Origin of the sequence: Pseudoflavonifractor phocaeensis, from assembly GCF_038439875.1 — a bacterium.
GTDB lineage: Bacteria > Bacillota > Clostridia > Oscillospirales > Oscillospiraceae > Vermiculatibacterium.
In genome coordinates, this window is record NZ_JBCDMT010000003.1 from 341,421 (window position 1) to 353,910 (window position 12,490).

Consider the following 12,490-nt stretch of genomic DNA (forward strand, 5'->3'; position numbering starts at 1 on the left):
CTTATCTTACACTTTTGTAAGGTTCTCCTTGGCCGGGAAGGTCAGGAGAACCTGGGTGCCCTGCCCCTCCTCCGACTCAATCCGCATATCCAGGTCCAAAAAGCCCGCCAGGCGGCGGCAGATATAGAGCCCCATCCCGGTGGAGCCGCCCCGGGCCCGGCCGTTGCTGCCCGTGAAGCCCCGCTCGCAGACCCGGGGCAGCTCGTGGGCGGGGATGCCGATGCCGTTGTCCGCCACGGTGAGCCGAACCTGCCGGCCCAGGGGCTTGGCGGAGAGGGTGACGACGGGTTCCTCCCCCCGGTAGCGCACCGCGTTTTGGAGCAGCTGGCCCAGCAGGAAGCACGCCCACTTCTCGTCGGTGTAGACCTCCCGGTCCAGCCCCTCGGTCTCCACCCGCACCCCGCTTTGGATGAGGAGGGCCCGGTTGCGCTCCACGGCCTGGGCGGCCAGGTCCGCCAGCTTGACCCGGCGGATCAGGAAGTCCTTTTCCGGGCTCTCCGCCCGGGCGTAGAAGAGGGCCCGCTCCACGTGGTCCTCGATTTGGCCCAGCTCCCGGTCCAGCTTGCGGCGGGTGTCCCCGTCGGCCCCCCGGCTGATGAGCCGGGCCGCCGTGATGGGGGTCTTGATTTCGTGGACCCAGTCCTCCACGTACTCCCGGTACTCCCGCTGGGCGGCCTGGGCGTCGGACACCGCCTCCAGCATGGCCTTCCCCGACCGGCGGGCCAGGTCGAAAAGCTCCCGCTCGTAGGCGTCCTTGGGCTTGGGCGCGCACGCAGCGAAGAGGTACTTTTCGTCCAGGCCGTCCATGACGGCCTGGAGCTCCTTCAGGTGGGCGCGGGTCTTCAGGAAATCGACCCCCTGCGCCGCCAGAAAGGCGAGGCACCACGCCGCCAGGACGATGACCAGCACGCCGCCCTGGGTGCCGGTGGCTGCCAGGAATGCCGCCGTCACCGCCATGGCCGCCGGCCACAGCAACAGACGGCCCAGCCGGTCGGAGAAAAACGCCCGGGCCGTCACAGCTGGTACCCCATGCCCCGGCGGGTCTTGACGCACCCGGCGGCTCCCAGCCCCGCCAGCTTGTCCCGCAGGCGGGTCATGTTGACGCTGAGGGTGTTGTCGTCGATGTAGATTTGGCTGTCCCACAGCGCGTCGATGAGGTCGGCCCGGGAGACAATCTCCCCGGGCCGGGCCATCAGATAGGCCAGTATTTTCAGCTCGTTCCGGGTCAGCTCCGCCGTCCGCTCCCCGGCGGAGACGACGCCCTTCGACAGGCACAGGCGCAGCCCGCCCGCCTCCAGGGTGTCAGCCTCCTCCGCCGCCCCGCCCCGGCGGAGCACCGCCTTCACCCGCGCCAGCAGCACGGGGATGTTGTAGGGCTTGGTGATGTAGTCGTCGCCCCCCAGGCTCAAGGCCCGCAGCTCGTCCATGGCGGAGTCCCGGCTGGTGACGAAAATCACCGGGGCGGCGGACACCCTGCGGATGTCGGCGCACAGGGAGAAGCCGTCCCGGCCCGGCAGGCCCAGGTCCAGGAGGATGAGGTCCGGGGCGGCGGCGGACACCTGTCCCGGCACCCCGGTGAAGTCGGTCACGGGAAGGGCCCGGTAGCCCTCGTTGTTCAGCAGCAGCTCCAGCTCCTCCCGGATGGCGGCGTCGTCCTCGATAATCATGATTTTCCGCATGGCTCACACTCCCGGCTCATTTGTCCCTATCTTAACACAGGCGGCGGGGGCTGTCCATCCGGGGCAGAGGAAAGCCGGCCCCTTGGGGGCCGGCTTTCCTCGCCGCCTTATTTGCGCTTGTAGAGGATGGGCCTGTCATAGCCCATGGTTTTCTTCCCGTTGACCTCCATGGTCTCGGAAACCTCCAGGACCTCGGGGGAGAACCGCTCCCAGAGGGTGAACTTCAGCGCCGGGGAGAACATGCTCACGCTCCCCCCCTCCCAGGCCCCGTCCTTCCGGCTGTACCGGGCCGGGGTGAACTTGGCCGAGGGCTTCAGCGCCCCGTAGGGCGTTCGGGGCATGTTCTCATAGGTGAAGCGGGCCCCATCGCAGCCCTCGGGGAGGTCGTAGGACGTCAAAAGGACGTCCTCCCCCTCCTGGGTGAAGAGGAACAGATGGGCCACGGCCCGGGTCTTGTCCTCCACGGTGTAGTAGCTCTCCTCCACCAGGAACACCCCGGCGAAGCCCTGGGGCAGGCCGTCGATTTTTCCGTTGCAGATGGTGTTCACGTGCTCGGAGAAGGGGAAGCCCTTGACCCCCTCCGCCTCCACCGTCTTCATTTGTTCCGAATTGTCAAATTTCCCCGCCAGCAATCCCACAAATTCTCCCAAATTGTTCATGGTTCTTCCTCCTTTGTATCTGGGGCTATCCTATCACATCCCCGGCGGAATTCCAGTCAAAATTGTATTTATTTTGTGAACTTTTTCAGCTCCAGCCACGCCTCGGGAGCCAGGAGGGCCACCGCCAGCAGGTTAGGCAGGGCCATGAGGCCGTTGCAGATGTCGGAGAGGGCCCAGACTACCCCCACCTCCCCCACGCTCCCCAGGGCCACCGTGGCCAGGAAGATGAGCCGGAAGGGCCGCCGCAGGCCGTTGTCCCCGGTGAGGCAGGCCAGGCCCCGCTCGCCGTAATAGCTCCACCCCAGCAGAGAGGTAAAGGCGAAGAGGAGCAGGCACACCGCCACCAGAATAGGCCCCCGGGGGCCGAACACGGTGGCGAAGGCGGCGGCGGAGAGGGGGGAACCGGTCATGGCCCCCGTCACCGTGCCGCTTTCCAGGGCGGAGAGGGCGGCGGCGGGGTCATAGACCCCGGAGGTAAGGATGGTGAGGGCGGTGACGGTGCACACCACCAGCGTGGCGAAAAAGACCTCGAACATCCCCCAGAAGCCCTCCTCCGCCGGGGCGTCGGTATCGGCGGCGGCGTGGGCCATGGCGGAGGAGCCCACCCCCGCCTCGTTGGTGAACACCCCCCGGGCCACCCCGTAGCGCAGGGCCCCGGAGACGGTATACCCGGCGGCGCCCCCCAGGGCGGCCTTGGGGGTGACCGCGCAGACCACAATCTCCTGAAGGGCGGGCCACACCATCGTCCGGTGGGCCCAGATCACCAGGAGGCCCGAGCCGAGGAACAAAACCGCCATAGCTGGCACCAGCGTTTCGCTGACCTTCCCCACCCGGCCGATGCCCCCCAGGATGACCGCGCCGGTGGCCAGGGCGGTGATAAGTCCCACCGCCAGCTCGTTCCAGCCCAGGGCGGCGTGGAGGGCGGAGGCGATGGAGTTGGACTGCACCAGGGCCCCGCCGGTGAGGGAGGCCAGCACGCACCACAGGGAAAACCACTTGGCCGCCCCCTTCCAGCGGAGGCCCCGGCCCATGTACTCCATGGGCCCGCCCTCCCAGCCGCCGCCGGGGGCCTTGCGGCGGTACTTCACCGCCAAGGTCTTTTCCACGAAGCTGGTCATCAGCCCCAGAAGGGCGGAGACCCACATCCAGAACACCGCCCCCGGCCCGCCGAAGAAGATGGCGGTGGCCACCCCGGCGATGGAGCCGGTGCCGATGGTGGAGGCCAGGGCGGTGGAGAGGGCCTGGAACTGGGTCAGCCCCCCGGCGCTTGTTTTCTTTTTGGCCCGGAACAGGTTCCCCACCGTGGCCTTGAGCCAGGTCCCCAGCCCGAAGACCTGGAAAAAGCCGGTGCGCAGGGAGCACCACAGCCCCACCAGCAAAAACAGCCCCAGCAGCCAGGGCTGCCAAATCAGATCCGCCAACCGCTCCAGCATGGACAACACCCCTTTCCTCCCAGGGGTATGCGGCGGGCCGGCCAAAAAGAAGGGGGCCGGTCCTTTTTCTTGCCAAAGGGTGGGACAGGGGCTATAATGAAGCTGCTTGAAAACTGTTTTGAGGTGGTTGAAATGATACGCAAAGCGACTGAGGCGGACCTGCCCCGGGTGGCGGAAATATACGAGCGCATCCTGGACCGGGGCGAGGAGCGCACCGGCTGGCAGAGGGGGGTCTACCCCACCCTGGACACGGCCCGCCAAGCCCTGGACAAGGGCGACCTCTTCGTGCTGGAGGACGGTGGCGTTGTGGTGGCCGCCGGGCGCATCAACCAGGAACAGGTGGACGTGTACGCCCAGTGCCCCTGGGCGTATGAGGCCCCGCCGGAACGGGTGATGGTATTCCACACCCTGGTGGTGGACCCGGCCGCCGCGGGGCAGGGCTACGGCTCCCAGTTCCTCCAATTCTACGAGGAGTACGCCCGCGCCCAGGACTGCCCCTACCTGCGCATCGACACCAATGAGCGCAATACCGGCGCCCGGGCGCTCTACCGCCGCCTGGGCTACCGGGAAGCCGCTATCCTGCCCTGCACCTTCAACGGCATCTCTGGCGTGGGGCTGGTGTGCCTGGAAAAATATCTGATGGAAACCCGATAAAAAGAGAAGCGCCGGCCTGACAGCCGGCGCTTCTTTTTTAATTGAAATCAGGCCCAGACTTCCTTCAGAACCCGGATGGCATTGCCGCCGATGACCTTGCCGATGTCCTCGTCGGAATAGCCGTGCTTCACCAGCCACCGGATGATGTTCCAGCTGGACTCGGTGGGATTCTCCAGGTACTTGACGAAGGGCACCTCCTCATAGGGCGCCACGCCGGCCTTGGATGTGGCTGCCAGGGACAGGGCCTTGGCAAAGGCGTGGTGGACCCCCACGTGGTCGCCGTAGAGGCAGTCCACCCCGAAGCCCACGTGGTCGATGCCGACCATGTTCTTCACATACTCAAAGTGCTCCATAAAGCTGTCCAGGTCGTGGGTCATCTTGGTCTTGGACATGGTGGTGTGGGGGGCGGCCTCGATCCCGACCACGCCGCCCTTGGCCCCCACCGCCTGGATGAGTTCGTCGCTGGCCATCCGCTTGGTGTTCCAGACCCCCTTGGCCCCCACGTGAGAGGCGATGATGGGCTTCTTGGAGTACATCACCGCGTCGTAGGCGGTCTGGGGCCCGCAGTGGGACACGTCCAGGAGCATGCCCACCTTGTTCATCCGCTCCACGCAGGCCTGGCCGAACTTGGTGAGGCCGCCGTCATGGTCCTCCTTGCAGCCGCTTCCCAGGGCGTTGCTCTCGGAGTAGGTCACACCCAGCTGGCGGATGCCCAGGCCGTAAAGGATGTCGATGCGGTCCACCTCGTTCTCGATGGGGGCCGCCCCCTCCACCACCGCGACCCAGGCGATCTTGCCCGCCTTCTTGGCCGCAAAGATGTCCTCCACCGTCTTGCAGTGGATCAGGAAGTCCTGGTGGGCGATGTCGCACAGGCGCATCCCCAGGTCGTGGATGATATCGATCCACTTCCAGCCCCCAGGGCTGGAGATGATGTTCACCCCGTCCAGCTGGTTGTCAAAGACGCAGTCCAGGTTGGAGTAGGCCAGGGCCTCGTAGGCGGTCATCTCCCGGCCGTTTCTCATGGCGCTGTAAATATCGTCGGCGCTGTCCACCTTCTTGGGGAACAGGGTGGGGTGGTCATGGACGCTGACGTAGGGATATTTGGCCTGCAGCTCGGCCACCCGGGCCTCCTCCTCGGCGGAGAGCTCCACCACGTGGCGGCCCGCCCAGTCCCAGTCGGTCCAGTCGAACTTGGGGTAGTCCAGCCCCTCCTCCAGATATTCATAGGCCCGATAGCCCTTGTAGGCCGGTTTTTTCTGAAATTCCATCTTCTGTTCCTTCTTTCCGTTGTCTCAGGCCCAGACTTCCCTCAGGACCCGGATGGCGTTGCCGCCGATGACCTTGCCGATGTCCTCGTCGGAGTAGCCGTGCTTCACCAGCCACCGGATGATATTCCAGCTGGCCTCCGTGGGATTCTCCAGATATTTGACGAAGGGCACCTCGGTATACTCGCTCTGGCTCTTGCCGGTCTCCCCGGTGGAGAGGGCGGCGGCAAAGGCGTGGTGGAGCCCCACGTGGTCCCCGTACATGCAGTCCACGCCAAAGCCCACGTGGTCGATGCCCACCAGGTTTTTGACGTACTCAAAGTGCTCCATGTAGCTGTCCAGGTCGTGGGTCATCTTAGTCTTGGACATGGTGGTGTGGGGGGCGGCCTCGATGCCGATGACACCGCCTTTGGCCCCCACCGCCCGGATGAGCTCGTCGTCGGCCATCCGCTTGGTGTTCCAGACCCCTTTGGCCCCCACGTGGCTCACGATGACCGGCTTTTTCGAGTGGGTGACGGCGTCGTAGGCGGTCTGTGGCCCGCAGTGGGACACGTCCAGGAGCATGCCCACCTTGTTCATCCGCTCCACGCAGGCCCGGCCGAACTGGGTCAGGCCGCCGTCGTGGTCCTCCCGGCATCCGCTGCCCAGGGCGTTGCTCTCGGAGTAGGTCACCCCCAGCTGCCGGATGCCCAGGCCATAGAGGATGTCGATGCGGTCCACCTCGTTTTCAATGGGGGCCGCCCCCTCGATGACGAAAACGCAGGCGATCTTCCCCGCCCGCTTGGCCGCGAAGATGTCCTCCACCGTCTTACAGTGGACCAGGAAATCCTGGTGGGCGATGTCGCACAGACGCATCCCCAAATCGTGGATGATATCGATCCACTTCCACCCCTGGGGGCTGGAGATGATATTGGTGCCGTCCATCATATTGTCGAAGATGCAGTCCAGGTTGGACCAGGACAGGGCCTCGTAGCCGCAGCGGTCCCGGCCGGAGCGCATGGCGTCGAACAAAGGCTCGCAGGTGGACATGTCCCGGGTGGTGAAGTCGGGGTGGTCGTGGAGGCTGATGCAGGGAAAACGCTCCAGCAGCTCGGCCACCCGGTCCTCCTCCCCGGCACTCAATTCCAGCACGTGGCGGCCCGCCCAGTCCCAGTCCGCCCAGTCGATGACGGGAAAATCCTTTCCCGGCTCCAGGTATTCGTAGGCCTCGTAGGGGCGGTAGCCCTTTTTCTGTTTGAATTCCATGTCAGGCCCAGACTTCCTTCAGGACCCGGATGGCGTTGCCGCCGATGACCTTGGCGATGTCCTCCTCGGAGTAGCCGTGCTTCACCAGCCACCGGACGATGTTCCAGCTGGACTCGGTGGGATTCTCCAGCCCCCAGACGTAGGGGACCTCCTCATACTGGGGCCCGCTGGCGCTCTCGGCGGTGGAGAGGGCGGCGGCAAAGGCGTGGTGGACTCCCACGTGGTCGCCGTAGAGGCAGTCCACCCCGAAGCCCACGTGGTCGATGCCCACCAGGTTCTTCACGTACTCGAAGTGCTCCATGACGCTGTCCAGGTCGTGGGTCATCTTGGTCTTGGACATGGTGGTGTGGGGGGCGGATTCGATGCCGACCACGCCACCCTTGGCCCCCACGGCCTTCAGCACCTCGTCGCTGGCCATCCGCTTGATGTCCCAGACCCCCTTGGCCCCCACGTGGCTCATGATGATGGGCTTCTTGGAGTACATCACCGCGTCGTAGGCGGTCTTCTGGCCGCAGTGGGACACGTCCAGGAGCATGCCCACCTTGTTCATCCGCTCCACGCAGGCCTGGCCGAACTTGGTCAGCCCGCCGTCGCTGTCCTCCTTCATGCCGTTTCCGAGGGCGTTGCTCTCGGAGTAGGTCACGCCCAGCTGGCGGACTCCCAGGCCGTAGAGGATATCGATGCGGTCCACCTCGTTTTCAATGCAGGCGGCCCCCTCGATGCAGGCCACCCAGGCGATCTTCCCCGCCTTCTTGGCCGCGAAGATGTCGTCCACCGTCTTGCAGTGGACCAGGAAGTCCTGGTGGGCGATGTCGCACAGGCGCATCCCCAGATCGTGGATGATATCGATCCACTTCCAGCCCCCGGGGCTGGAGATGATGTTCACCCCGTCCAGCATGTTGTCAAAGACACAGTCCAGGTTGGACCAGGACAGGGCCTCGTAGCCGCACACGGCCCGGCCCTGGCGCATGGAGTCGAAGATGTGGTCCACGCTGGACATGTCCCGGGGGTAGAAGGTGGGGTGGTCGTGGAGGCTGATGTAGGGATGCTTGGCGAAGATCTCCCGGGCCATGGCCTCCTGTTCGCCGTTCAGCTCCACCACATGGCGGCCCGCCCAGTCCCAGTCCGCCCAGTCAAAATCCTTAAAGTCCTTGCCCGGCTCCAGATACTCATAGGCCCGATAGCCCTTGTAGGCCGGCTTCTGCTTGAATTCCATCGCGTTCCCTCTTTTTCATCAAATTTGCCCCGGACGGACGCCGGGGGCCGCTGATTAAATCGGGAGGGCAAGGCCGCTGCCGGCTTGCCCTCCCGAGCCGGAGGAGGGGTCCTTATTTGGCGTGGACGTTCACGAACTGAGCGCAGGCCAGGAAGGCGGAGTTGCCGGGCACCAGCTCCCAGCCGTCAAACTTCTCCGTGCTGGCCGCGTAGGTATTGTTGGGCACCAGCAGATGGCAGGCGGGCAGGTTTTCCACGAACCACTCCTGCCACTGGTCCACCATGGCCACCCGGGTGGCGTAGTCGGTCTCCCCCTGCATCTTCTGGAGCAGGTCCTCCTGGGTCTGGTCGTTGAACTCCATGAAGTTCAGGGTTTGGCCGATGCCGAAGCAGGTGAGCAGGGTGGTGTCCACGTCGTCGATGGTGCCCCAACTGCTGTAACTGATGTCGTAGGTGTGGCCCTGGGTCACGTTGGCGGAGAAGGTGGCGGCGTCCACGGGCTGGAGCACCAGCTCGATGCCGGCCTCGGCGCAGCCGGACTTCAGGATGGTCATGATCCCGTCCACGTTGGCCAGGGTGCTCTTGTAGGTGATGGTGAAGCTGAGGGGCTTCCCATCGGCGCTCTCGCGGACCCCGTCGCCGTTGGCGTCCTTGTAGCCGGCCTGCTCCAGCAATTCGGCGGCCCCGGCGGTGTCAAAGGCGGGCTGGCGGATGTCGGAGGCGGTGAACTCCTTGTACACCGGGCTGATGGGGGTGTTCATGGCCGTGGCGGCCCCGGCGTAGGCCACGTTCACCAGGGCGTCCCGGTCGCAGCACATGGCGATGGCCTTGCGGACGTTCCCGTCGGTGAGGAGGGCGTTGGTCTGGGAGAAGCTGATAAAGGCATAGCCCAGGGAGGCCACACTGTCGATCACGTAGGAGGGGTTGGTCTTCAGCTGGGTGACGGAGGCGGCGCTGAGGAAGTTGGCGCACACGTCCACCTCGCCGTTCTGGAGGGCCAGGACCATGGCGTTCTCATCGGTGAAGACCCGGAACACCACCTGGTCCAGGTAGGCGCCCTGCCCGTCGTTGGCCAGGGTGAAGTAGGGGTTGCGCTCCAGCACCACGTACTCGCCGTCCACCCACTCGCTGATGTAGTAGGGGCCGTAGCCGGCGCCGCTGTACTTGTAGGTGGTCGGGTCCTCCACGCTCTCCCACTCGCTCTGGCGCATGATGGGGATCCAGAAGCCGGCGCCGTTCCAGAAGTTCACGTTGGCGGAGGTGAGGCGGAATACCACCGTGCGGTCGTCCACGACCTCGGAGGCGTCAAAATCCACCAGGCCGAAGTAGCTGTCGAAGAAGCCGATGTGGTGCTCGGTGCCGTATTTGCCGGTGAAGAGCAGGTCGGCGGCGGTGACGGGGGTGCCGTCGTTCCAGCACAGCCCCTCCTTGAGGGTGATGGTCCACTCGTCGCAGGCCTCGTTGGAGACGGAGGACTCGGCCAGGTGGTTATACTTGGTGCCGGTCTCGTCCATGGCCACCAGGTTGGGGCAGACCAGGTTCATGATGGTGGCGGAGTTCAGGTCGTTCTGATACCAGATGTTCTCACTGACAGGGGCGGAGTTGAGCCCCACGTTGATGGAGCCGCCGGTCTTGGCCTCCCCGGTCTCCGTCCCGGCGGACGCGGCCTGGGAAGGGGCGGGGGTCTCGCTGGTGTTGCCGCCGCAGGCCGCCAGGGAGAGGGTCAGGCAGCCCGCCAGCAAGAGGGATACTGCTTTTTTCATGTCTTTTCCTCCTATTTCATCCATATGATCTGACTGCGGGTCATCCCCGCTATCATTCTGTTTTTCCAGGGGCTTAGAGGCCCTGCTCGTTCTTTTTCAGCACCCGCCCGGCATAGGTGCGGAAGAGCTCGCCGTCCCGCAGCTCCACCTGGCCATTGCACAGCACCAGATCGCAGCCCTCGGCGTTGAGCTGGGGGGTCTTGTACTGCATCTGGTCCATCTCGGGGTAGCGGTAGTTGGGCAGGTCGATGACCGCCACGTCGGCGTAGCAGCCCTCCATCAGCCGGCCACGCTTGTGGATGCCGAAGTGCTCGGCCACCAGGGTGGTGTTGCGGCGGACGATCTCCTCGTAGGGCACGCCCTTTTCCAGGTACATCTGGGCAAAGACAGCGAAGCCGCCCCGGCGCCGGATCTCATACCAGTCGAAGGGGTCCTCCGGGTCGCCCATGATGGTGTCGCTGCCCACGGAGACGTAGGGGTTGGCCACGATGGAGTCGCAGTGGTCGATAAAGTTGCTGGGCACGTGGGCGGCGGGGGCGTTGAGCCAGAAGACGTAGTTGAGGTCGTCGGCCATCAGGTCCAGCATGCACTCGTCCTCGTCGATGCCCCGCTCCTGGGCAATGTCCCGCACCGAGCGGTTCTCCAGGTGGGGATCCTCGGAGTGGACGATGTAGATCTTGTCCTTGGGCCCGGCCATGGTGTAGTTCTCCCGCTTGATCAGCTCCCGGCCCTCGGGGGTCTTGAGGGCCCGCTTGACCCCCTCGATGCCCTGGCTGAACAGCTCGTCGCTGAGGGCCATGGTAAACAGGAGCATCCGCTCCTTGCCGGTGCAGTGGCCCACGCTGCTGGGGATCACGTCGATGTGGGCCCGCACCCCCTCCTGGATGGCCTTCAGGGCCACGTCGTAGGCCTCGGGCACGGCGGAGGCCAGGTGGGAGATCTGGATCTTGGCCCCGGTGCGGCAGCCCACCTCGCAGAATTCCGCGGTGGACTCGGGAATGCCGATGCGGTGGCGCAGGTGGGCGGCGGAGACGGCGTCGTAGCGCTTGATGAGGCTCACCACCTGGCACAGCTCATCTATGGTGGCGTACCGGCTGGGCACGTAGTCCAGCCCGAAGGAGATGCCCCAGGCCCCCTGCTCCATGTTGTGGCGGATGATGTTCTCGATCTGGGCCTGCTCCAGCTCGTCGGGGGCCCGGTCCCAGGCCCCGTGCATCACGTACTGGCGGATGCTGCCGTGGCCCAGAAGGGTGACGAAGTTGCAGTTGGTGCCCACCTGGGCCACCGCGTCGCAGTAGCCGGCGAAGTCGTGCCAGTCGGGCCAGGACTCCAGGTAGCGCTGGTACTGCTTGATGCCCACCAGGCCGTTGCCCAGGTAGTAATCCAGAATCTCCTTTTTGTGGCCGGGGACGATGGAGTGGCTGCAGTTGCCGTTGACCAGAGTGGTGACGCCCTGGCGGATATAGGACTCGTAAGCCCCGTCGTCAAAGCAGTACCACTCCTCGTGGACGTGGGGGTCGATGAGGCCGGGAATGACGTACTTCCCCGCCGCGTCGTAGGTCTGGGCGGCCTCCCCCTCGATGTTGGGGGCGATCTTGACGATCCGGTCCCCCTTCACGGCCACGTCCGCCGGGAAGGCGGGCCGGCCCGTGCCGTCCACCACCAGGCCGTTTCGGATCAGGAAATCATACATGGACCCTTCAGCTCCTTTCATACAGTTCGGTTTGATTCACTCCCGCCCCTTGGGGTTGAGACAGTCGTTGAGGGCGGTGCCCAACAGGTTGAAGCAGATGACGTAAACGGCGATGCACAGGCTGGGCACCAGCCACCACCACCAGGGGTTGGGACTGCTGATGACGGCGTTCTGGCTCCAGGCCCGCTTGAGGACGGTGCCCCAGCTCCAGGTGGTGGGATCCCCCAGGCCCAGGAAGCTGAGGCTGGCCTCGGTGAGCACGGCGGAGGCCATGACCAGGGTCATGTTGACGAACACCGGGCCGGAGGCGTTGAGCAACACGTGCTTGAAGAGGATGCGCCGCCGGGGCAGGCCCAGGCACTTGGCCGCCTCGATGTACTGCATCTCCCGGATCTTCAGGGTGCTGTTCTTGGTGACCCTGGCCAGCTGGGGCCAGGAAAAGATCCCCAGGATCAGCGCGACGTTGGTGATGGAGGTGCCCATGACGGCGGCCACAATAATCATGAGGGGCAGCATGGGCAGTGTCATGAAAATGTCGATGAAGGCGTCGATCACCTCGCTGAAAAAGCCCTTGGTGTAGCCGCACAGCAGGCCCAGGGGGATGCCGATAACCCCGGAGATGAGCATGGCCAGCAGGGAGACGTACAGCGAGGTGCGGGCCCCCCAGGCCAGCTCCGCGAAGATATCCAGCCCCAGATTGTCCGTGCCCAGCCAGTGCTGGACGCTGGGGGCCATCAGAATATCGGTGGTATAGCCGTCCGGCTTGGGCACCACGACGGGCCCGAAGATGCCGATAAGGACGATGAGGAGCACCCCGATGAGCCCGATCATGCCGTTCCGGTTCCGGACAAAGTAATAGAAGAAACTCTTGCGCTCTTTCATGT

At 65.0% G+C, this 12,490-nt stretch carries 11 protein-coding genes; 1 reads left to right on the top strand and 10 read right to left on the bottom strand.

The features are described from left to right. Positions 1-6 precede the first annotated feature (6 nt). From AAEU42_RS06310 to AAEU42_RS06325, 4 genes are all read right to left on the bottom strand, one after another. Positions 7-1,017 carry a sensor histidine kinase gene (locus AAEU42_RS06310; protein WP_342232688.1) on the bottom strand — a complete coding sequence of 337 codons (1,011 nt, stop codon included), beginning with the start codon at positions 1,015-1,017 and terminating at the stop codon, positions 7-9. Beyond that, positions 1,014-1,679, bottom strand: coding sequence for a response regulator transcription factor (locus tag AAEU42_RS06315; RefSeq protein ID WP_342232689.1), 666 nt, complete (start codon positions 1,677-1,679; stop codon positions 1,014-1,016). The genes AAEU42_RS06310 and AAEU42_RS06315 overlap by 4 nt, the downstream gene beginning before the upstream one ends. 107 nt (positions 1,680-1,786) lie before the next feature. Then, entirely contained in the window at positions 1,787-2,338 is a 552-nt protein-coding gene (locus tag AAEU42_RS06320) for a hypothetical protein (protein ID WP_342232690.1), read from the bottom strand. Between the two features lie 68 nt (positions 2,339-2,406). Next, a complete protein-coding gene (locus AAEU42_RS06325; RefSeq protein ID WP_342232691.1) occupies positions 2,407-3,771 on the bottom strand; it encodes an alanine/glycine:cation symporter family protein in 1,365 nt (454 codons plus the stop codon). A 132-nt stretch (positions 3,772-3,903) separates the two neighbouring features. Between AAEU42_RS06325 and AAEU42_RS06330 the strand changes: the two genes are divergently transcribed. Further along, complete coding sequence (locus tag AAEU42_RS06330; protein ID WP_342232692.1) at positions 3,904-4,425, top strand: GNAT family N-acetyltransferase; 522 nt, start codon at positions 3,904-3,906, stop codon at positions 4,423-4,425. A 47-nt stretch (positions 4,426-4,472) separates the two neighbouring features. Here the strand turns inward: AAEU42_RS06330 and AAEU42_RS06335 are convergent, their stop codons facing one another. From AAEU42_RS06335 to AAEU42_RS06360, 6 genes are all read right to left on the bottom strand, one after another. Further along, entirely contained in the window at positions 4,473-5,693 is a 1,221-nt protein-coding gene (locus tag AAEU42_RS06335) for a dipeptidase (protein WP_342232693.1), read from the bottom strand. Positions 5,694-5,717: 24 nt separating this feature from the next. Next, on the bottom strand, positions 5,718-6,935 hold the full coding sequence (locus AAEU42_RS06340; protein ID WP_342232694.1) for a dipeptidase: 1,218 nt from the start codon (positions 6,933-6,935) through the stop codon (positions 5,718-5,720). A gap of 1 nt (position 6,936) precedes the next feature. Further along, positions 6,937-8,151 (bottom strand): dipeptidase, encoded by a 1,215-nt coding sequence (locus AAEU42_RS06345; protein ID WP_342232695.1) that lies wholly within the window; start codon positions 8,149-8,151, stop codon positions 6,937-6,939. 112 nt (positions 8,152-8,263) lie between these two features. Beyond that, positions 8,264-9,913, bottom strand: coding sequence for an ABC transporter substrate-binding protein (locus tag AAEU42_RS06350; RefSeq protein ID WP_342232696.1), 1,650 nt, complete (start codon positions 9,911-9,913; stop codon positions 8,264-8,266). Positions 9,914-9,986: 73 nt separating this feature from the next. Next, on the bottom strand, positions 9,987-11,627 hold the full coding sequence (locus AAEU42_RS06355) for an N-acyl-D-amino-acid deacylase family protein (protein WP_342232697.1): 1,641 nt from the start codon (positions 11,625-11,627) through the stop codon (positions 9,987-9,989). Between the two features lie 15 nt (positions 11,628-11,642). Further along, on the bottom strand, positions 11,643-12,488 hold the full coding sequence (locus tag AAEU42_RS06360) for an ABC transporter permease (protein WP_342232698.1): 846 nt from the start codon (positions 12,486-12,488) through the stop codon (positions 11,643-11,645). Positions 12,489-12,490 lie beyond the last annotated feature (2 nt).

Bases quoted from the DNA above. Each gene is read 5' to 3' on its own strand.
- AAEU42_RS06315 (WP_342232689.1), bottom strand. From the start codon at position 1,679: ATGCGGAAAATCATGATTATCGAGGACGACGCCGCCATCCGGGAGGAG.
- AAEU42_RS06320 (WP_342232690.1), bottom strand. From the start codon at position 2,338: ATGAACAATTTGGGAGAATTTGTGGGATTGCTGGCGGGGAAATTTGAC.
- AAEU42_RS06325 (WP_342232691.1), bottom strand. From the start codon at position 3,771: ATGCTGGAGCGGTTGGCGGATCTGATTTGGCAGCCCTGGCTGCTGGGG.
- AAEU42_RS06330 (WP_342232692.1), top strand. From the start codon at position 3,904: ATGATACGCAAAGCGACTGAGGCGGACCTGCCCCGGGTGGCGGAAATA.
- AAEU42_RS06335 (WP_342232693.1), bottom strand. From the start codon at position 5,693: ATGGAATTTCAGAAAAAACCGGCCTACAAGGGCTATCGGGCCTATGAA.
- AAEU42_RS06340 (WP_342232694.1), bottom strand. From the start codon at position 6,935: ATGGAATTCAAACAGAAAAAGGGCTACCGCCCCTACGAGGCCTACGAA.
- AAEU42_RS06345 (WP_342232695.1), bottom strand. From the start codon at position 8,151: ATGGAATTCAAGCAGAAGCCGGCCTACAAGGGCTATCGGGCCTATGAG.
- AAEU42_RS06350 (WP_342232696.1), bottom strand. From the start codon at position 9,913: ATGAAAAAAGCAGTATCCCTCTTGCTGGCGGGCTGCCTGACCCTCTCC.
- AAEU42_RS06355 (WP_342232697.1), bottom strand. From the start codon at position 11,627: ATGAAAGGAGCTGAAGGGTCCATGTATGATTTCCTGATCCGAAACGGC.
- AAEU42_RS06360 (WP_342232698.1), bottom strand. From the start codon at position 12,488: ATGAAAGAGCGCAAGAGTTTCTTCTATTACTTTGTCCGGAACCGGAAC.